Source organism: Microbacterium sorbitolivorans, from assembly GCF_003327285.1.
Taxonomy (GTDB): domain Bacteria; phylum Actinomycetota; class Actinomycetes; order Actinomycetales; family Microbacteriaceae; genus Microbacterium; species Microbacterium sorbitolivorans.
The window spans coordinates 891,724-909,675 of sequence record NZ_KZ848473.1 but is presented as its reverse complement, the minus strand read 5'-3'; the positions used below and the strand labels follow the sequence as shown (position 1 = coordinate 909,675).

Annotated in this window: 22 protein-coding genes and 1 pseudogene; 15 read left to right on the top strand and 8 right to left on the bottom strand. The window is 67.6% G+C overall.

The window, feature by feature from the left end:
- Nucleotides 1–2: 2 nt before the first annotated feature.
- Nucleotides 3–503, bottom strand: a complete 501-nt coding sequence (locus DTO57_RS04600; RefSeq protein WP_229730553.1) for a DUF3515 family protein — start codon at nt 501–503, stop codon at nt 3–5.
- A gap of 58 nt (nt 504–561) precedes the next feature.
- Here DTO57_RS04600 and thiL point away from each other — a divergent pair, with 58 nt between their 5' ends.
- From thiL to mutM, 8 genes are all read left to right on the top strand, one after another.
- Entirely contained in the window at nt 562–1,539 is a 978-nt protein-coding gene (gene thiL / locus DTO57_RS04595) for a thiamine-phosphate kinase (RefSeq protein WP_114116998.1), read from the top strand.
- A 17-nt stretch (nt 1,540–1,556) separates the two neighbouring features.
- Nucleotides 1,557–2,117 carry a 16S rRNA (guanine(966)-N(2))-methyltransferase RsmD gene (rsmD, locus tag DTO57_RS04590; protein WP_114116997.1) on the top strand — a complete coding sequence of 187 codons (561 nt, stop codon included), beginning with the start codon at nt 1,557–1,559 and terminating at the stop codon, nt 2,115–2,117.
- Nucleotides 2,118–2,152: 35 nt separating this feature from the next.
- Nucleotides 2,153–4,321: an ATP-dependent DNA helicase RecG gene (locus DTO57_RS04585; RefSeq protein ID WP_114116996.1), complete on the top strand. Its 2,169-nt coding sequence runs from the start codon at nt 2,153–2,155 to the stop codon at nt 4,319–4,321.
- 22 nt (nt 4,322–4,343) lie between these two features.
- Nucleotides 4,344–4,844 (top strand): pantetheine-phosphate adenylyltransferase, encoded by a 501-nt coding sequence (gene coaD, locus DTO57_RS04580; protein ID WP_114116995.1) that lies wholly within the window; start codon nt 4,344–4,346, stop codon nt 4,842–4,844.
- Between the two features lie 91 nt (nt 4,845–4,935).
- The gene (locus DTO57_RS04575) at nt 4,936–5,424 is read left to right on the top strand and encodes a YceD family protein (RefSeq protein WP_114117287.1); all 489 of its coding nucleotides are present in this window, start codon (nt 4,936–4,938) and stop codon (nt 5,422–5,424) included.
- 2 nt (nt 5,425–5,426) lie between these two features.
- The gene (gene rpmF / locus DTO57_RS04570) at nt 5,427–5,636 is read left to right on the top strand and encodes a 50S ribosomal protein L32 (RefSeq protein ID WP_114116994.1); all 210 of its coding nucleotides are present in this window, start codon (nt 5,427–5,429) and stop codon (nt 5,634–5,636) included.
- Nucleotides 5,637–5,648: 12 nt separating this feature from the next.
- On the top strand, nt 5,649–6,329 hold the full coding sequence (gene rnc / locus DTO57_RS04565) for a ribonuclease III (protein WP_229730557.1): 681 nt from the start codon (nt 5,649–5,651) through the stop codon (nt 6,327–6,329).
- Entirely contained in the window at nt 6,322–7,215 is an 894-nt protein-coding gene (gene mutM / locus DTO57_RS04560; protein WP_114116992.1) for a bifunctional DNA-formamidopyrimidine glycosylase/DNA-(apurinic or apyrimidinic site) lyase, read from the top strand. The genes rnc and mutM overlap by 8 nt, the downstream gene beginning before the upstream one ends.
- Nucleotides 7,216–7,277: 62 nt before the next feature.
- Here the strand turns inward: mutM and DTO57_RS04555 are convergent, their stop codons facing one another.
- Together DTO57_RS04555 and DTO57_RS04550 are read right to left on the bottom strand one after the other, a co-directional pair.
- On the bottom strand, nt 7,278–7,562 hold the full coding sequence (locus DTO57_RS04555) for a hypothetical protein (RefSeq protein WP_229730579.1): 285 nt from the start codon (nt 7,560–7,562) through the stop codon (nt 7,278–7,280).
- A complete protein-coding gene (locus tag DTO57_RS04550) occupies nt 7,502–8,458 on the bottom strand; it encodes an MMPL family transporter (protein ID WP_114116990.1) in 957 nt (318 codons plus the stop codon). Before DTO57_RS04550 ends, DTO57_RS04555 begins: the two co-directional genes overlap by 61 nt.
- On the opposite strand from DTO57_RS04550, the gene DTO57_RS04545 reads away from it, so the two are divergent.
- Nucleotides 8,432–8,863, top strand: coding sequence for a TetR/AcrR family transcriptional regulator (locus DTO57_RS04545; RefSeq protein ID WP_162785656.1), 432 nt, complete (start codon nt 8,432–8,434; stop codon nt 8,861–8,863). The genes DTO57_RS04550 and DTO57_RS04545 overlap by 27 nt on opposite strands.
- A 125-nt stretch (nt 8,864–8,988) precedes the next feature.
- On the opposite strand, the gene DTO57_RS04540 is transcribed toward DTO57_RS04545, so the two are convergent.
- Nucleotides 8,989–9,687, bottom strand: coding sequence for a TetR/AcrR family transcriptional regulator (locus tag DTO57_RS04540; protein WP_114116988.1), 699 nt, complete (start codon nt 9,685–9,687; stop codon nt 8,989–8,991).
- A 63-nt stretch (nt 9,688–9,750) separates the two neighbouring features.
- Between DTO57_RS04540 and DTO57_RS04535 the strand changes: the two genes are divergently transcribed.
- From DTO57_RS04535 to DTO57_RS04520, 4 genes and pseudogenes are all read left to right on the top strand, one after another.
- Complete coding sequence (locus tag DTO57_RS04535; protein WP_114116987.1) at nt 9,751–10,506, top strand: SDR family oxidoreductase; 756 nt, start codon at nt 9,751–9,753, stop codon at nt 10,504–10,506.
- A 37-nt stretch (nt 10,507–10,543) separates the two neighbouring features.
- Nucleotides 10,544–10,873 (top strand): nuclear transport factor 2 family protein, encoded by a 330-nt coding sequence (locus DTO57_RS04530; protein ID WP_114116986.1) that lies wholly within the window; start codon nt 10,544–10,546, stop codon nt 10,871–10,873.
- An 82-nt stretch (nt 10,874–10,955) separates the two neighbouring features.
- Nucleotides 10,956–12,131, top strand: a complete 1,176-nt coding sequence (locus tag DTO57_RS04525) for a low temperature requirement protein A (RefSeq protein ID WP_114116985.1) — start codon at nt 10,956–10,958, stop codon at nt 12,129–12,131.
- Nucleotides 12,132–13,156: 1,025 nt separating this feature from the next.
- Nucleotides 13,157–13,297 (top strand): annotated as a pseudogene (locus DTO57_RS04520) (zinc finger domain-containing protein); the annotation flags it as partial.
- A 402-nt stretch (nt 13,298–13,699) separates the two neighbouring features.
- Here the strand turns inward: DTO57_RS04520 and DTO57_RS04510 are convergent.
- The 3 genes from DTO57_RS04510 to DTO57_RS04500 form a co-directional block, all read right to left on the bottom strand.
- On the bottom strand, nt 13,700–14,158 hold the full coding sequence (locus tag DTO57_RS04510) for a prevent-host-death protein (protein ID WP_114117286.1): 459 nt from the start codon (nt 14,156–14,158) through the stop codon (nt 13,700–13,702).
- Between the two features lie 32 nt (nt 14,159–14,190).
- Complete coding sequence (locus DTO57_RS14330; protein WP_162785655.1) at nt 14,191–14,610, bottom strand: hypothetical protein; 420 nt, start codon at nt 14,608–14,610, stop codon at nt 14,191–14,193.
- Nucleotides 14,611–14,797: 187 nt separating this feature from the next.
- Nucleotides 14,798–15,511, bottom strand: coding sequence for a DNA methyltransferase (locus DTO57_RS04500; RefSeq protein ID WP_114117285.1), 714 nt, complete (start codon nt 15,509–15,511; stop codon nt 14,798–14,800).
- A 49-nt stretch (nt 15,512–15,560) separates the two neighbouring features.
- Between DTO57_RS04500 and DTO57_RS04495 the strand changes: the two genes are divergently transcribed.
- Entirely contained in the window at nt 15,561–16,739 is a 1,179-nt protein-coding gene (locus tag DTO57_RS04495) for a DUF4303 domain-containing protein (RefSeq protein ID WP_162785654.1), read from the top strand.
- An 18-nt stretch (nt 16,740–16,757) separates the two neighbouring features.
- Here the strand turns inward: DTO57_RS04495 and DTO57_RS04490 are convergent, their stop codons facing one another.
- Nucleotides 16,758–17,381: a LysE family translocator gene (locus DTO57_RS04490; protein WP_114116980.1), complete on the bottom strand. Its 624-nt coding sequence runs from the start codon at nt 17,379–17,381 to the stop codon at nt 16,758–16,760.
- Nucleotides 17,382–17,486: 105 nt separating this feature from the next.
- Here DTO57_RS04490 and DTO57_RS04485 point away from each other — a divergent pair, with 105 nt between their 5' ends.
- Entirely contained in the window at nt 17,487–17,942 is a 456-nt protein-coding gene (locus DTO57_RS04485; protein WP_114116979.1) for an Lrp/AsnC family transcriptional regulator, read from the top strand.
- Nucleotides 17,943–17,952: the final 10 nt, after the last annotated feature.

Genomic DNA, 17,952 nt, shown 5'->3' with positions numbered 1-17,952 from the left:
CCCTACTCTGTCGCGGTCTCCGGGGCGTCGTCGCCGTCAGGCGTCGCCTCGGAGACCGTCGTGCACTGTCCGGTCACCGGCAGCGTTCCGACGGCGAGCTTGAGCGCGTCGAGGGCCTGGTCGCCCGAGATCTTCGACGTGTCGACGTAGGCCTGCGCCGCGGGGGTGCGGCCGAAGGTCGTCATGCGCAGCATCGGGTAGTCGGTGTCGTCGACGAGCCAGTCGACGCCGCCGAAGGTCACGCACTGCAGGGTCGACGCCGCGGGGGATTCGAGGCCGCAGGAGAACAGCACGGTGCTCGGGTCGCCCCAGGCCGCGGTCGCCTGAGCGTCGGTCCAGGAGCGCTTCAGGCCGTCGATCGTGTCGGGCAGGCGAACGCTCACCTCCGCGCAGAGCGGGTCATTCGCGTCGGCCGCGGGCTCCATGTGCACCGTGGGGGTGCAGGCGGTGAGCGCGGCGATCGCGACGACGAGGGCTGAGAGGGCGGAGATCCGGCGAATCACCCCGCCAGCCTATTCCGCGTGCCTGAGTGGGTGATCCGCCACCGCATAGGCTGGAGTGATGCACAGCGAGACGACGGTCGGAGACCTCTCCGAGAAGCAGATCCTCGCCCGGATCGCCGAGCGCACGGGATCGGCCGATCAGGCGCTCGTCGGCCCCGGCGACGATGCGGCGGTGCTGCGCGTCTCGGGTTCGCTCGTGGCGACGACCGACACCCTCATCGAGGGTCCCGACTTCCGGTCGGAGTGGTCGGACGGCTACAGCCTGGGCTGGAAGTCGGCCGCCGTGAACCTATCGGACGTCGCGGCGATGGGCGCGCGCCCGACGGCGCTCCTCGTGGCGCTCGCGATGCCGAACGCGACGCCGATCGCGTATGTCGAGCGCATCGCCGATGGCCTCCGCGAGGCGTGCGAGCAGCTCGCGCCCGGGTGCGCCGTCGTCGGGGGAGACCTCACCCAGTCTGACGTCTTGACGGTCGCGGTGACGGCGCTCGGCGACATGGGCGGCCGCGCCCCGGTGCTCCGTTCCGGCGCGCGCCCCGGCGACACCGTCGCCCTCGCGGGCGACATGGGGGTCGCGGCCCGCGGGCTCGAGATCCTCTTCGACCGCTTCGACGGATCCGCCCCCGATCTCTCGCTGCTCGACGACGCCGAGCGGTACGCGGTCGAGCGCCAGTTGCGGCCGCTGCCGCCCGTCGCGCTCGGCCTCGCCGCGGCCGACGCCGGCGCCCACGCCATGATGGACGTCTCGGACGGCCTCGCGCTCGACGCGACGCGCCTCGCCGACGCGTCGGGCGTGACGCTCGATCTCGACTCGTCGCTGTTGGGCCCGGATCCGCGCCGCGCGCTGGGCGGGGGAGAAGACCACGCGCTGCTCGCCGTTTTCGCGGGCGACGTGCCCGACGGGTTCCGCGCGATCGGACGCGTTCTGGAGCGCGCGGGCGACGCCCTCCTCGTCGACGGCGCGCCGTTCGCGGGGCGCGCGGGGTGGGATCCGTACCGCGATTGGACCGGTTCTTCGGGCTCCGCGGGGCAATGACCTCGTAAGGTGATGGTGTGACGCGCATCATCTCGGGATCCGCAGGCGGAACGCGCCTGGAGGTCCCGCCCTCGGGAACACGGCCGACGAGTGACCGCGTGCGCGAGGCGTTGTTCTCGTCGCTTGAGTCGACGGGAATGCTCGACGGCACGACGGTGCTCGACCTCTACGCCGGATCCGGCGCGCTCGGGCTGGAGTCGCTGAGCCGGGGCGCGGCGGCCTGCCACCTCGTCGAGAAGGGCCAGAAAGCGGCCCAGATCGCCCGCCGCAACGCCGATCTCGTGGCGCGCGCGACGGGCGGGCGCGCCGAGGTGCACGCGACCGCGGTGCAGACGTATCTGCGCACGGCGGGCGGCGTCTTCGACGTCGTTTTCCTGGATCCGCCCTACGAGCTGCCGGCCGATCAGCTGAACGAGGATCTGTCGCTGTTGCGCACGCTTCTTATGGACGATGCGCTCGTCATCGTCGAGCGGGCGACGCGATCCGGCGCGCCGGCGTGGGGAGCCGCGGGGCTCCGTGAGGTGCGCGCGAAGAAGTTCGGCGACACGACGCTCTGGTGGGGCGAGCCGGACGTCTGACTCCGATTGTCGGAGATCGAACATATGATCGAATCATGACTCTGGAGATGCAGACGCCGCTGAAGGTGGCGCTCGGTGAGACCATCGCCAAGTCGCTCGCGCGCGCGTTCGATATGGCCACGGTGGGCGATCTCGTCACGCACTACCCGCGGCGCTACGCGAAGCGCGGCCAGCTGACGCCCATCGCGTACCTGCCGATCGGGGCGCCGGCGACGATCATCGCGCAGGTCATCCGCGCCACGACGCGTCAGATGCACAACCGGCGCGGCACGATTCTCGAGGTCGTCATCGGCGACGGCATGGGCGAGATGTCGCTCACGTTCTTCGGGCAGCAGTGGCGGCAGAACGAGCTCGTGCCCGGCGCCCGCGGCATGTTCTCGGGCAAGGTCGGCGAGTACCGCGGCCAGCTGCAGTTCTCCCACCCCGACTATCAGCTCTTCGACGAGGGCGAGATCATCGACGCGGAGGAGTACGCCGAGAAGCCGGTGCCGTTCTATCCCGCGACGTCGACGCTTCCCACGTGGAAGCTGCAGCAGATGATCGAGACGGTGCTCGACCAGCTGGGCGACGTGCCCGAGCCCCTCGACAAGGCGGCCAGGGCCGAGCACAAGGTGATGACGGCGCGCGAGGCGCTCGAGAAGGTGCACCGCCCCAAAGACGACACCGAGCTGCACCGGGCGCGCTATACCGTGCGGCTGCACGAGGCGCTCGTCATGCAGACGGCGCTCCTGCAGCAGCGCTGGTTCGTGCGCGCGATGGCGGCGACGCCCCGCGCGGCCCGGCCCGGCGGCCTGCTCGAGCGCTTTGATGCCGCGCTCGGCTTCACGCTGACGCCGGATCAGCAGACCGTCGGCGCGCGCGTCGCCGACGAGCTCACGGGCCCCACGCCCATGAACCGGCTGGTGCAGGGCGAGGTCGGATCCGGCAAGACGCTCGTCGCGCTGCGCGCCATGCTGCAGGTGGCCGAGTCCGGCGGCCAGGCGGCTCTCATCGCCCCGACCGAGGTCCTCGCGGGGCAGCACCTGCGGTCGATCACGAAGATGCTCGGGCCCGATCTCGCCGCCGAGGTCATCCCGACGCTCCTGACGGGCCAGATGTCGGCGCCCGAGCGTCGGCGCGCGTCACTCCGCGTCGCCTCGGGGCAGGCCCGCATCGTCGTCGGCACGCACGCCCTGCTGAGCGACAAGACGACGTTCGCCGACCTCGGTCTCGTCGTCGTCGACGAGCAGCACCGCTTCGGCGTCGAGCAGCGCGAGACGCTGCGCTCGAAGGGCAACAACCCGCACGTTTTGGTCCTCACGGCGACGCCCATTCCGCGCACCGTGGCGATGACGGTGTTCGGCGACCTCGACGTGTCGACGATCCGCACGATGCCCGCCGGCCGCGCGGGTATCGAGACCTTCGTCGCCCCGATCGCCGAGAAGCCCGCTTGGTTTGGCCGGGTGTGGGAGCGCGCGGCCGAGGAGGTCGCGAAGGGTCACCAGGTCTTCGTCGTCTGCCCCGCGATCGACGCGACCGACGACACGGCCAAGCCCGTCGTTGAGCAGGGCGAGCTGGGCGAGTTGGTGCCGGAGGAGGGCCGCAAGGGCCCGCGCTTCGGCGTCGACCAGGTGACCGAGCAGCTGCGCAAGCAGCCCACGACGTCGCACCTTCGGATCCAGCCGCTGCACGGGCGCATGCCGGGCGAGGAGAAGGATCAGATCATGCAGGCGTTCGCGCGCGGCGAGATCGACCTCATCGTCGCGACGACGGTCATCGAGGTGGGTGTCGACGTGCCGAACGCCTCGACGATGATCATCCTCGAGGCCGATCGCTTCGGCGTATCGCAGCTCCACCAGCTGCGCGGCCGCGTGGGCCGCGGCGGCGTGCCGGGGCTCTGCCTGCTCGTGACCGAGGCGATGCCCGAGACGCCCGCGCGCGAGCGCGTCGAGGCGGTGGCGGCGACGCTCGACGGCTTCGAGCTCGCCGAGGTCGACCTCGAGCTCCGCGGCGAAGGCGACGTCCTCGGCGGCTCGCAATCCGGATCCCGTTCGTCGCTGAAGCTCCTCCGCGTCATCAAGGACGCGTCGCTCATCGCGCGCGCCCGCGATATCGCCGACGATATCCTCGCGGGTGACCCCGCCCTCGAGAAACACCCCGGCCTCGCAGAGGCACTCTCCGCGCGCTTGGGTAGCGACGAGCGCGCGGCACTCAGAAAGAACTAAGTCGCATAGTTAGGCTGGCCCCATGAGCAACCGCATCGCCGTCGTTCCCGGTTCCTTTGACCCGCCCACCCTCGGGCACCTCGACATCATTCGTCGATCGGCTGGGCTGTACGACGAGCTGCACGTGCTCGTGGTGCACAACCCCGACAAGGAGGGCATGCTCCCGATCGCTCTGCGGCTGCGCCTGCTCGAGCAGTCGATCGCCGAGGCCGGCATCGAGGGCAAGATCACGGTGGGTGCGTGGAGCGTCGGCCTGCTCGTCGACTACGCGCAGGAGGTGGGCGCGGGCGTCCTGGTCAAGGGCATTCGCTCGCAGGTCGACGTCGCGTACGAAACCCCGATGGCGATCGTCAACAACCACCTCACGGGCGTCGAGACGGTCTTCCTGCTGGCGGATCCGGCGAACTCGGCAGTGTCGAGCTCGCTCGTGCGCCAGGTCGCGGGGCTCGGCGGCGATGTGTCGCCGTACGTGCCGAAGGCGGTTGTGCGTTATCTCGATGGATCCTCGCCCAGCGACTTCTGATCCTCGTTCGTCGTAGGCTGGTGGGGTGAAGAATCACCTTGACGGGCCTTTCGTCCTGCCCGCGCGCGACATCGTTCGCAAGCCGGGCGAGATGCGCGAGCATACCCTCACGATCGCCATCCCCGAACGCTGGGGCGAGGGAATCGTCTTCATCGAGAAGGGCGAGAACCTCGACATCGACGTGCGACTCGAGTCTGTTCACGAGGGCATCCTCGTGTCGGGCACGGTTGACACCGAGTACGTGGGCGAGTGCAGTCGCTGCTTGCGGCCGATTGCTGAGAGTGTCGAAGTCGAGTTCCAGGAGCTTTTCGAGTACCCTGGAGATGAAACTCCTGATTTTGTGCTTCAAGACGACCACGTGGATCTTGAAGCTCTGGTCAGGGAAGCGATTGTGTTGTCGCTCCCGTTTCATCCGGTCTGTCGGCCGGATTGCCCGGGCCTTGATCCCGTCACGGGCGACCTGCTGACTGAATCTTCCGGCGTGGCGCAAGATCCCATCGATCCTCGATGGGCAGCGCTCCGAGAACTTACCGAAACCGAGCCGGCGTCTGACGCCGGTCTGAGCAGAGAAGAGAACTAGCCATGGCTGGTAACCCCCCGAAGCGGAAGCTTTCCCGTTCGAACACCCGCTCGCGCCGCGCGCAGTGGAAGGCGTCGGCCCCGGCCCTCGTCAAGACCGTTGAGAACGGCAAGGTTGTCTACAGCCGTCCTCACCAGGCCAAGGTCGTCACCGACTCGCAGGGCACCGAGCTGTTCCTCGAGTACAAGGGCCGCAAGGTCGCTGACGCCTGAAATTGAATTAACGTGACATCGCACACTCGCGAGTCGCTGACCGAGAAGCTCGGCGTCGAGATCGACGCCGAGCTTCTTGCATTAGCGCTGACGCACCGCTCCTACGCCTACGAGCACGGGGCCATCCCTCACAACGAGCGCCTCGAATTCCTGGGCGACTCGGTTCTCGGCCTCGCCGTCACGGCGATGCTCTACGAGAAGTTCCCCGACGTGTCGGAGGGCGAGCTCGCCAAGCGCCGCGCGGCCGTCGTCTCGACCGTCGCCCTCGCGGAGGTAGCCCGCGGCATCGGCCTGGGGGAGTACCTGCTCCTCGGCCGTGGCGAGGAACAGACGGGCGGGCGCGACAAGGATTCGATTCTCGCGGATACGACGGAGGCCCTCTTCGGGGCGACCTTCCTGTCCGCGGGGCGCGAAGCCGCCGACGCCCTCGTGCTGCGGCTCATCACGCCGCTTCTCGCCGACGCCGATCGCTTCGGCGCGGCGGTGGATCCGAAGACGGCCGTACAGGAGCTCGCTCAGCAGCTGGGCGTGCAGCCGCCGTCGTACGAGATCACGAGCTCGGGCCCGGATCACGACCGCCGGTTCACGGCCGTCGTGACGGTCGGCGAGCACACCGCGAGCGGCACTGGCACGAGCAAGAAGCAGGCCGAGATGGTCGCGGCGCTCACGCTCTGGCGCAATGTGAATGCCTGAGCTTCCCGAGGTTGAGGTCGTTCGGGCCGGCCTCGCGCCCGCCGTCGTGGGTGCTCGCCTTATGGGCGTGGAGGTCTTCGATGAGCGCGCCCTGACGCGGCACACCGGAGGCGGCGCCGACTTCGAGCGTCGCCTCACCGGTCGCACGATGCGCGCGGCCGTGCGCCGCGGCAAGTTCCTGTGGCTTCCGCTCGAGGGCTCCGACGAGGCGATCATCGCACACCTCGGCATGAGCGGCCAGATGCTGCTCCGCGAGCCGGGCGCACCCGCCGAGCGGCACGAGCGGATCCGGTTGTCGATCGAGCACCCCGACCACGGCGAGCTCGCCGTGGTCTTCGCCGACCAGCGCACCTTCGGATCCCTCGCGGTCGACGCCCTCGTGCCGACGCCCGACGGGGCCGCGGGCGGCCTCGGTGATCCGCTGCCGCTCGTCGCATCGCAGGCCGCGCACATCGGCCGGGATCCGCTGGATCCGGCGTTCGACGATCGCGCCTTCCGCGCCGCGCTCGCGCGCCGAAACTCCGCGATCAAGCGCGTGATCCTCGACCAGAACCTGGTGAGCGGCATCGGCAACATCTACGCCGACGAGTCGCTCTGGGCTGCGCGGATTCATCCGGAAACCCCCGCCGCGGCGCTGTCGACGCGCGCCGCGAACCGCCTGCTCGCCGAGGTACGCCTCGTGCTCGAGCGTGCGCTCGCGGAGGGCGGGACGAGCTTCGACGCGCAATACGTGAACGTGAATGGGCAGGCGGGTTACTTCGCGCATTCGCTGAACGCCTACGGCCGCGATGGCGAGCCGTGCGCGCGGTGCGGAACGATGCTCGTGCGCGAGGCGTTCACGAACCGCTCGAGCCACTTCTGCCCGAGGTGTCAGCGGAAAGGTTGACCTGAGGTTCGACCTGCATGGAGCGGCCACGCAAGCTCGTATCAACACCGCCGTCGCGGAGGTCAGTCGGTCCCGGCGCGCCCAGGCTCTGACGCGAGCCCGAAGAGGATCCCGATGAGAATGATCGGCAGGAAGCTGATGATCGGGCCGGGGTTGTGCACTCCGAAGAGCTCCTCGAACCATCCGAACTGGTAGATCGCGGTCAGGCTGCCGAGCGTCGCGGGCAGTGAGAGCACGAAGCCGACGGTCGCGATGATCGGCACCAGGACTGAACGGAACGCGATGATCAGGATAAGCAGGGAGAGCCCGATGGCCACAGCGAGATAGATCGGCAGGACGGTCGTGATCTTCTGCGTGATGTCGATGTTCGCACTCGCGTTGCCGGCGACGTCCGCGTGCTGCGCGAGGGCCTGAACGACCTCGACCGAGGCCCGGTCACCTCGTCATCGGCGATCGGCTCGGAGAGGTTCGCGACCACGAGCAGCGGGTCGTTCTGTCCGGCACCGAACTCGTCGGCGATGGTGCTGTAGGCGAGGTACTGGGTGGAGTCGGGAGCTTCCGCACTGCCTGTGGGCAGCCCCAGACGCATCTGGCTGGCCGGGAGCGCCATGACGCCGAGCGCGACGACGCCGACGATCGCCGTCGTGATGGCGCGCCAGGTCAGCATCGGCGTATTCGGCACGCTCTGCGTGGCGGGGCGTCCGATGGTGCCGCGTTCGCTCCGGCTGAGGATGCGGAACCCGACGATCGAGCGGAGCGCAGGGGGCAACATGGTGGCGATCGCGATCGCGATCGCGATGGCAACGGCGACGGAGACAGCGCCGACGCTTCCCATGAGGACGAGGAGCGGGATCCCGGTGACGTTGAGCGCCAGGAGCGCGATGATGACGGTGGCACCCGCGAAGACGACGGCGTGTCCGGAGGTGCCGTTGGCCAGGCCGATCGACGGGACGAGTCCCACGCCTCGCTTCAGCTGCGTGCGGTGCCGGTTGATGATGAAGCGCGAGTAATCGATGCCGACCGCCAGGCCAAGCATCATCCCGAGGATCGGCGTGAACGTCGTGAACTCGACGACGCCCGAGAACGACAGCGCCGCCAGGGACGAGACTCCGACGCCGAGGAACGTGGACAGGAACGGCAGCGTGATGCCTAGCAGCGTGCGGAGGATCAGGAAGAGCACGATCGCTGCGACGAGGACGTCGCCCGCCCCGCCGGCGTGGGAGCCTGCACCCTCTACCGCCACTTCCCGAACCGCGACGCCCCCGCCGCCGTGTTAGAAGGCGAGGTCGCCGCCCTCCGCGACCGCGCGGATCAGCTGACGGAGACCCTCTCGCCCGCCGAGGTGCTGGGAGCGTTCCTCCGCGAGATGGTCGACCACAGGTACTCCCAGCGCGGTCTCGCTCGAACGCTGTTCGCGGCATCCGAGACCGCAGGTGGGGCTCTCTCCGGCGTAGGGCAGGTGCTCGACGACGTGGTGACCGAGATGCTCAGCCGCGGCGCCGAGCGGGGTCACCTCCGAGATGACGTCCCGGCCGGTGCGGTGATGCTCGCGCTCCACGGCATCGCCGTTGCCGCGGTGCACTCCGAGGAGCGTCAGGAAGCCGACGGCGTCGTCGCGCTCATGATCGACGGGCTCCGCCGCAGCTGATCGGCGTCGACCTGCCCGCCGTCCCCGGCTCTGGGTAGAGAAAATCCCCCAAGTGCGCTTCGGCGCGAGGCGCGGGGGATGTCGTGCTCCGAGGCTACCGCCCGGATCCGACGCCGTCGATGACGTCAGTCGGTCCCGTGGGACGCGGGCTCTGCCGCGAGAGTGGTGAGCCACTCGATGAGCAGCTGGGTCTCGGTACGGCCGAGCACCTCAGGCTGGGCCGCGGCGATCTCGCGGGCGGCCGCGAGCGGGTCGTCCGTCGCCGCGGTCGTTCCCGTGATCGCGGAAATCGCGCCTTCGCGGACCGCCGCTGAGAGCGCCGGGTCGGGCTGCGCCAGGATGATCTGGCGCAGCGTCACGCCGATGTTGGTTACGAGGACGTGTGCGGCGGCCTGCTCCGACGGCACCACGAGCCGGCCTTCCGCCGCTGCTCGCGCCGTGAGGCCGCGGAGGATCTCGCTGGGCCGGGACTGCGCCGCGGGGGAGTGCCCCGGGCTGACCTTGCCGTACATGAGCGTGTAGAAGCCGGGGTTCGCGAGGCCGAAGGCGACGTGCGCGTCCCAGCCGGCGCGGATGTCCTGGATGGGGTCGCCGGACGACTCCATCGACGCCTTCTCGCCGAGGTAGAGGTCGAATCCGTGCTCGATGACGGCGTCGACGAGGCCCTGCTTCGACCCGAAGAAGTGGTACAGCGTCGGCATCTTGACGCCGACCGCGTCGCACACCGCGCGCAGGGAGAAGTCCTCGCCGGGGGCGGTCGCGATCAGGTCTGCCGCAGCGGCGATCAGCCGATCCCGTGTATCGCCTCCCGCTGTGCCTGTCATGCTGATACAGTACCTGATGTAACGGTGTTACGCCGTTATATATCAACGATACGAAGGGGTACTATGACGGACCACACGCTCACGGGCAAGAACGTTCTGATCGCTGGCGGGGCCAAGAACCTGGGCGGGCTGATCGCGCGCCAGGCCGCCGAGGCCGGGGCCAACGTCGCGATCCACTACAACTCAGATGCGACCCGCCCGGACGCCGAGCAGACTCTCGCGGCGGTCGAAGCCGCGGGCGGCGCGGGCGCGATCTTCCAGGGCGATCTCACCGTCCCGGCGAACGTCGAGCGCCTGTTCGCCGATGCTGAGGCGGCGATCGGGAAGATCGACGTCGCGGTCAACACGGTCGGCAAGGTGCTGCGCAAGCCGATCGCCGAGACCACCGAGGCCGAGTACGACTCGATGTTCGACATCAACGCGAAGGCCGCGTACTTCTTCATCCAGGAGGCGGGCCGCCGCCTCGCCGACGGCGGCAAGATCATCACGATCGTCACGGCGCTGCTCGCGGCGTTCACCGACGGCTACTCGACCTACGCCGGCGGCAAGTCGCCCGTCGAGCACTTCACGCGCGCCGCGGCGAAGGAGTACGCCGAGCGCGGGATCTCGGTGACCGCGATCGCTCCCGGCCCGATGGACACCCCGTTCTTCTACGGCCAGGAGACGCCGGAGCGCGTCGAGTTCCACAAGTCGCAGGGCATGGGCAACCAGCTCACGAAGATCGAGGACATCGCGCCGATCGTCCGCTTCCTGGCGTCCGAGGGCTGGTGGATCACCGGGCAGACGATCTTCGCCAACGGCGGCTACACGACCCGCTGACCCCCACGCGGCAGCAGACGAGAAGGAGACTGAACTCATGAGTGCACACGAGATCCCGGAACCCGTCGCGACCTTCCTCGAGCGCGTCAACGCCCACGACGAGGAGGCGTTCCTCGACGCCTTCACTCCCGCCGGGGCCGTCGACGACTGGGGGCGCACGTTCGCCGGCCGAGAGCAGATCAAGACCTGGAGCGACAAGGAGTTCATCGGCTCCCGGGGCGTCCTGACGGTCGAGGAGGTCGGCGTCGCGGGCGACGAGGTCACCGTCGTCGGCGACTGGCGATCGAACCACGCCAACGGCCGCTCGAAGTTCGTCTTCGACGTCGCGGGCGACAAGCTCGCCAAGATGACCATCCGCGAAGGCTGACGCCAGTGACGGGCGAACGTCGACCTGCTCGGCGTCCGCCCGTCGCGCCTTCCATGCCGATCAACACAGTGAGGATCACCGCATGACCACTGTTCCGCTCGCGCGACCCGGGCACCGCCGATCCGAGGTCGGGCCGGTCGAGCTGTTCTTCGATCTCGTCTACGTCTTCGCGATCGTCCAGCTCTCGCACCTACTCATCGGGCACCTTGCGTGGACGGGCGCGGCGCAGACCGTCGTCGTGTTCGCGGCCGTGTGGTGGGGATGGAACTACACCGCCTGGGCGATGAACTGGCTCGACCCTTCCCGCACGGCCGTGCAGCTGTTCTCCGGGGTGCTCATGCTCGCCGCGCTCGGCATGGCCATCGCCATTCCCGGCGCGTTCGGCGACGGCGCGTGGCTATTCGTCGGCTGCTACCTGTTCATGGGCGTTCTGCGGCCGGTCTTCATGATGATCGCCCACCGCGGCCAGCAGCTCGCGTCGAACTACCGGATGCTGATGCTGTGGACCCTGTTCGCGGGCATCTTCTGGGTCATCGGAGCCATTCTTCCTGCCGAATGGCGGCTGCTGGCCTGGCTGGTCGCCGTCCTCATCGACTACGCCGCGCCGCTGGCCGACTATCGGATCCCGGGGATCGGTGCCGCGCCGATGACGACGTGGGACACCGACGCTGAGCATCTCGCCGAACGTAACCGCCTCGTCTTCATCATCGCCCTCGGCGAATCGGTTCTTCTCATGGGCGGGTCGGTCGTCGAGCACGGCCACCTCACCGGAGGGCTCGCACTCAGCGTGCTCGTGGGCTTCGCGTCGCTCTTCGTCCTGTGGTGGAACTACTTTGCCCTCGCCGGCCCGGAGACCGCGGGAGGCAACGCGTCCACCGGTGCGCTGCGATCGGCGTACGCCTACGCGCACGCTCTCATGGTCCTGGGGGCGATCCTCGTGGCCGTCTCCATCGAGCTGCGCCTCTCTCACGAGCACCTAGATCCGGCGATTGTCCTCGTTACGATCGCAGGACCGATCGTCTACCTCATTGGCAACGTCCTGTTCCTGCGCTCCCGGTTCGGGCAGCTGGGACGATCCCGGTTCATCGCCATGGGCGTCATCGTCGTCATCGGCGCGATCGCACTGCTTCTCCGCGATTACCTGCCGGTGATCCTGCTCAGCCTCTCGGTGCTCACGGTGACCGCGGTGCTGGCAGCGCAGACGGCCCGCATCCGCCGGGACAGCACACCATCTGGCCGGCGCCGTTCCCAGGGCTGATCCTCAGCAGGGCTCGTCGTCGGCCCAGACCGGCTCGTCGTGGAACTCGTCGAAGGTCGCCGGGTCCCCTGGAACACGCCCTCGTCGCCGAGTGAGAACGGGTCGAACACGCCATCAGGATATGGGGCGCGTCAATCAGCATCGTCGCGTGCACCTCGTACGAGGGGGTTGATATGTACCGTAGCGAATCTTTCGGGTTGGCGACGAGGTAGACGCCCGTCCGGGGCGAGTCAGTCAGTCGCGGACGGGACGGCGAATGTCTCGGGCGATGCTACGGTCGCAACCCTGCTTTTCGGTGAGTCGCTTATGAGCGCGGCTTCAGCGCCGGTTTGGAATCAATCTGCTCTCTGACCTACCTCCCGTCCAGTGGCCTGCTGCATGGTGAGTTTTGGTCTGCGTGCCCGGTTAGCGAGGGGCATCGGAGTTTGCTCGCGGGTCACGAACTTCAACTGATGTACTTGGGGCATCTCGAGATGCAGAGTTGCCGATCTTGACCAATGAAGAATGGCTTGATGTAACTGCCGCGGCAGCACTTTACGGGTGCAGTGCCCAGATGATCCGGGGCGCATCCACAGTGGGTGTCTGCCGGCCCGAACCGGGAAGGTCCCCGGACGCGACGGACGCCTGATCCTCAAGGCACTGATTCGGGTGTCCGATCTGGACGCGCTGTTCAGAGTGACGGCCCGGGAAGAGCACGTCCAGCGGATAGGGGAGTCGGCTCCGCCGTTGACCGACGATCAGAAGAGAGTGATTTACGACGTCTTCCTCAAGCATCGCCTGGAGCGTGAAGCGAACCGGGAGCGTATAGCGGCAGGGCCTGCCTGAGCGCGGGAGGGGGGCCTCGGGTCGCATATCATCGTCGCGAGTGCCGCCTGGACAACCGTGGTCCGGTCCGATCGCTTGGAGATCGGTGCGTCGGGCCCGGTCGCCTTGCGGGGTCGCCGCGTGGGGGCGAAGTGATCGCGAGCCGAATCATGATTCCGATGACGATTCGAATGGTGATACATGACTGCGATTGACGTGTCGAGTCGGGTTATTTCGCGCACTCATTGAACGCCTACGGCCGCGACGGCGAGCCGTGCGCGCGGTGCGGCACGATGCTCGTGCGCGAGGCGTTCACGAACCGTTCGAGCCACTTCTGCCCGAGGTGCCAGCGGAAGCGGTGAGCCTCGACCGACACCTTTGAGAATCATCAGGCCGAGGAGCGCACTGGTGCTACCTCGCCTCGTTGGGGTGGCTCGCGTGTACTTGCTCGAGGTAGACCGTGTGATCGTCCACGTAGAACCAGATCCGCGCCGTACCTCTTGCCGTCGGTTTATGTTGCCACCGCTCGTGGGATTCGCCGCCCCGAGTGACTTTCGCGAGCTCACCCTTGAGAGGGTAATTTGTCGGTGTTGTTGCCAACGGCGTGTGCGTGAGGAACTCCCAGGTCTCGGTCATGGAGTTACGGATCGTGGCGACCAGGTCGCGCCAACCCCTCTGTGCATCTGCGGTGGCGAACCGGATTTCGTACTCCAGCTTTGTCGCAGGGCGGTGAACGCGTTCGCCCTTCTTAGGAGGGTGCACGACTACGGGCGCTCTACGCTCTCGGCGTCATCAATCCATACGAGATCGACATTACCGAGTCCTGCCGCGACTGCGGTGGCGGTCTCGTTCCACGACGTCAGTTCGGCAATTGCAAGGTGCGGCTGATCGGTCGAGAAGGACGCTCTTGCCGCATCGATGAGCTCCTGTGCACAGGCCTCGCGATCAGCGGGCGAGAGTGCCAGCATCCAGGGGAAGGTCCTGGACATGCGCTCGGCCAGCGAGCCGCGGTCGTCAAGAGTCACCGTGATCAGCTGTGCCGCAAAGTTCAGCAGACGGGCGCGTCCTTCGGCCTCTCGCTGAGACATCAGTACCAACGATTCGCCGTCACGGCGCGTGACGGTGACGGGGTGGTCTTCAGCCTCGGCGAAGACCTCGGCGGAATGTTTGCTCAGGTCTGAGGAACGCCGTGTTCGGGTTGGGAGCGCGGATGTGATGTTCATGACCACGTACTAGTCGGAACGTATTCGGAAGTCTACGTATCCGAGTTCGTAGCAGGCCTGTGGGCGTTTGTCGTGCTCCTGCCCGCGTTGTCAGCGGCGTCCGTGACTGGGCGCTCGCGGAAGATGCGGTTCAGGCCACTACAGCGCCCATGAAAGGTCACAGTAGGTTTGTGCACGCTGGCTCTCTCCTCAGCGGTGAGTTCACGTGCGTGCTGCGCCGCGCGGAGCACGTCTTTGCAGAGAAGATCCGCTTCGACGAATCGCAGAGGATCCCAACCGAACCGTCGGTTTCCAAGTTCAAGGTAGCCGTAGATGTGAAGCGGAACGGCATGCACGGCTCTGTCTGCCCCCGCGCGGTTGTAGGGGCTTTTCGCCCAGCCGGAAAGAAGCTTGCCTGCCAGGTCTAGCGCTGCGGGCTCGTTGTACTCCACGACGGCCGCAAGGTAGCCCATGAGCAGTTTTTCGAAAGCCGGCGTGCTCTTTCCCGAAGCGACTTTTCGTGCGCCGGCCGCGGCGTCATCGACATGTTCTCCCTGTATCACCGCGCTGAAGGCGTTGGCTTCGACGTTATACGGCCGGTAGGCGCCCTTAGCGAGTGGAACACCCGCGGGTATGTACTCCGTCGCTAATGCGTCCTTGTCAGGGTAGCCACTGGCCCTCTGTCGGCTCCATCGTCCGCGCGGGTGGGCGACGCCGGAAGACGAGCAGCGCGTCGGCGACGAGGTCGTGGGGGAGACTGTCCCAGACGATGTCGGTCGTGCCGACCTCCTCGAGGTGGCGGCGGAGAAGCTGCCGGCAGTCGTCGATCAGGTGCGTGGTGTGATCCATGTGGTGGATGTCCGCGACGTTCCACACGACGTAGCCGCCGGGCCAGATGACCCGCGCGCACTGCGCCGCGACGAGCTCGAGCTCGGCTAGGTAGCGACCATAGTCGCCGCCCTCGGTCTCGTATGCCATGAGCGGATCCGCGTCGTGGTGCGTGGCCGTCATGTACGGCGGGGAGCAGAGGATCAGGTCGATGCCGGTGTCGGCGTGCCCGTCGATGAGGCGCAGGAGCTCGCGGGCGTCGCCCTCGATAACGTCGGCCCGGGGCACGTGCGCGGCGATGTGCTCGACGCGCTCGGGCAGGAGCTCGATGCCGAGGGCCTCGCGACCGAGGGCGATCGCTCGCGCGAGCGTCGTGCCGAACCCGGCGAAGGGGTCGAACACGACACCGCCCGCTCGGCTGCAGTTTCGGATCACCTCGTCGACGATCGATTGCAGCATGTGCACGCTCTCGTCGGCGCCGGTCGGAAGCTCTTCGAGGAACTGCGCGTGGGTGGCATCCAGCCGCGAAGGCAGGGGCAGGGGCATGACTGGAAGCGTACCCGTCGCGGCTACCCGCACCCGCTATCCTGCACGCATGGCGACCGTACGCACGCGGAACATCAACTGGCGAGAGATCGAAGAGGCTGCGGCGGAGCAGCTCGTTCACGCGGTCCGCGAGGTCCGCGAGGAAAGCCCCGACGAGAACATCCATGGCGCGGTGTTCCACGCGTTCTATGGCGACGGGGAGTCGATCAGGTGGCCGATGGTCGCGGTCGGCACCGAGGAAACCCTCGCCGAGATGGTCGACGACGGCGATGACGACGCGTCGCTCAGATGGTCCGGCCCCGATTTTGAGTACAACGTCGACCCGACGGGCGAGCTCGACGAGCTGGCGTCGCGCGTGGAGAAGGCCGCGGCGGCGAGCGGCGACTTCGACAAATGGGTGCGCGTCTATGAGCGCTTTCAGAAGTGCTTCCCCAAGGCGGCGAAGCTCGCGCGCAAGCAGCTCGTCGCGGACAAGGCCGTGGGCAAGGCGTTCATCGCGGTCGCGATGGACGAGGCCGAAGAGCTCGTGCCGCCGAGCCTCACGAAGGCGCAGTTGCGCATGCACTTCCCGCACTACGATGCGGAGGAGATGGAACGGATCCGGCTCGCGGCGCTCCCGGTGGAACAGCGCATTGCCGAGCTCCTCCCCGCGGCCGTTCTCTCAGACTTCGAGGGGCCGCTCGTTGAGGAATACGACGACTTGCTGGTCGCCTGTGGCGCCGCGGCAATTCCATCGCTCGTGTCGGTCGTCCGGGGCGAACAGTATCCCGAGGGATCCCTCACTGCGGCGCGGATCCTGGCGGAGATCAACATCACGACCCCCGAGGCCGTCGATGCCCTCTACGACCTGATGCGCAACGAAGACGCCGACATCAATGCGCGCTCGTGGGCCGCGGCGGCACTCGGCCGGCTGGAGCGCTCGGATCTGATCCTCGCGATCGTGCCCGATCTCCCAGCGGAGGTCGTTACGCGCGGGATCCACGGCCCGATCGGTCCGTTCCGCGACCACGGTGCGCATCGCTCGCTCGACTATGGCCCCCTTGAAACGGCCCTACGTGAGTACCCGCACCTCGAGCCCGAGTTCGAGAAGATCATGACGCGGGGTTCGACGTATTGCCGGCTGGACCGCGATGAGATTCCGACAGCAAAGGCGGGGCTCGAATCACCGTGGGGCGTGATCCGCAACCACGCGAGCTTCTCGTTGAAGGTCCGCGACGTCCTGAAGTAGGCGGGGCGACACGCCCACTTAGAACAGCTCGATCGCCTTCTCGATGAGCAAGCCCGCGCCGATGATCGTCATCGCGACACCCGCGAACTTCGTGATGACGATGCTCGCGCGCGGGCGCGAGCGAAGGATCCGGCGCGCGAGAAGCGCGATGCCGAAGTAGGCGATCGTGATGTTCGCGACGTGGAGGCCGCCGAGAACCAGCATCTGCACGGACGACGGCCAACCGTCGGGCGTCGTGAACTGGGGGAGCAGGGCGATGAGTAACAGGATCCCCTTCGGGTTCATGCTACTCACGCCGGCGCCGCGGAAGAACTGCGCGGTCGCGGAGTCGCCGAGGCTCTTGTCGCTTGCCTCGAGGCCCTCGCTCTTGCCGAGGAGCGAGCCGAGCCCGAGGTAGATGAGGTAGCTCGAGCCCGCGACGGTGAGGCCCGTGAGGGCGGCGGGATAGCGCGCGATGACGGTGCCGAGGCCCGCCGCGACAACCGAGACGACCACGACGTAGCCGAAGACGATGCCCAGCACCGAGGGCACGACCGACTTCGCCCGGATGCCCGCCGCGATCGAGTACGCCCAATCGGCGCCCGGTGTGCAGGTGAGGATTGCGGCGATCACCCAGAACTCGAATACCAGCGACCAGTCCATCTCTTCAGCTCCTCTCGTGTCGCGAAGAAGAGACTACGGAGAAAGGCGCGAAATGTGCTTCGCTTCTGCCTCCAATTTCGCGGGCTTTGCGGAAGAATCGTTCGCATGGATGCCATTGACAGAGAGATCCTCTCGCTTCTTCAAGAGGATGGCCGCATGAGCGCCACCGACGTCGCGGGACGCGTCGGCCTGAGCCTCTCGTCGTGCCACCGCCGGCTTAAGGAACTCGAGCAATCCGGGGCGATCGAGCGCTACCGCGCGATCATCAACCCTGGATCCGTCGGGCTGGGTTTCGAGGCGATCGTCTTCGTGACGATGGGACAGACGGCGCCGGATGTCGTGTCGGCGTTCGAGGAAGAGGTCGCGCGAATCCCCGCGATCGCCGAGGCGCAGCGCCTCTTCGGCGAGCCCGATTTCATGCTTCGCGTGCTCGCGCGAGACCTCGCGGGGTACCAGGAGCTGTACGACGAGACGCTCAGCGGGCTTCCCGGCGTGCTGCAGCTGCGCTCGACGCTCGTGATGAAGAAGATTGGGCCGGACCGGACGATCCCCGTCGGCTGAGGGCGCCTAT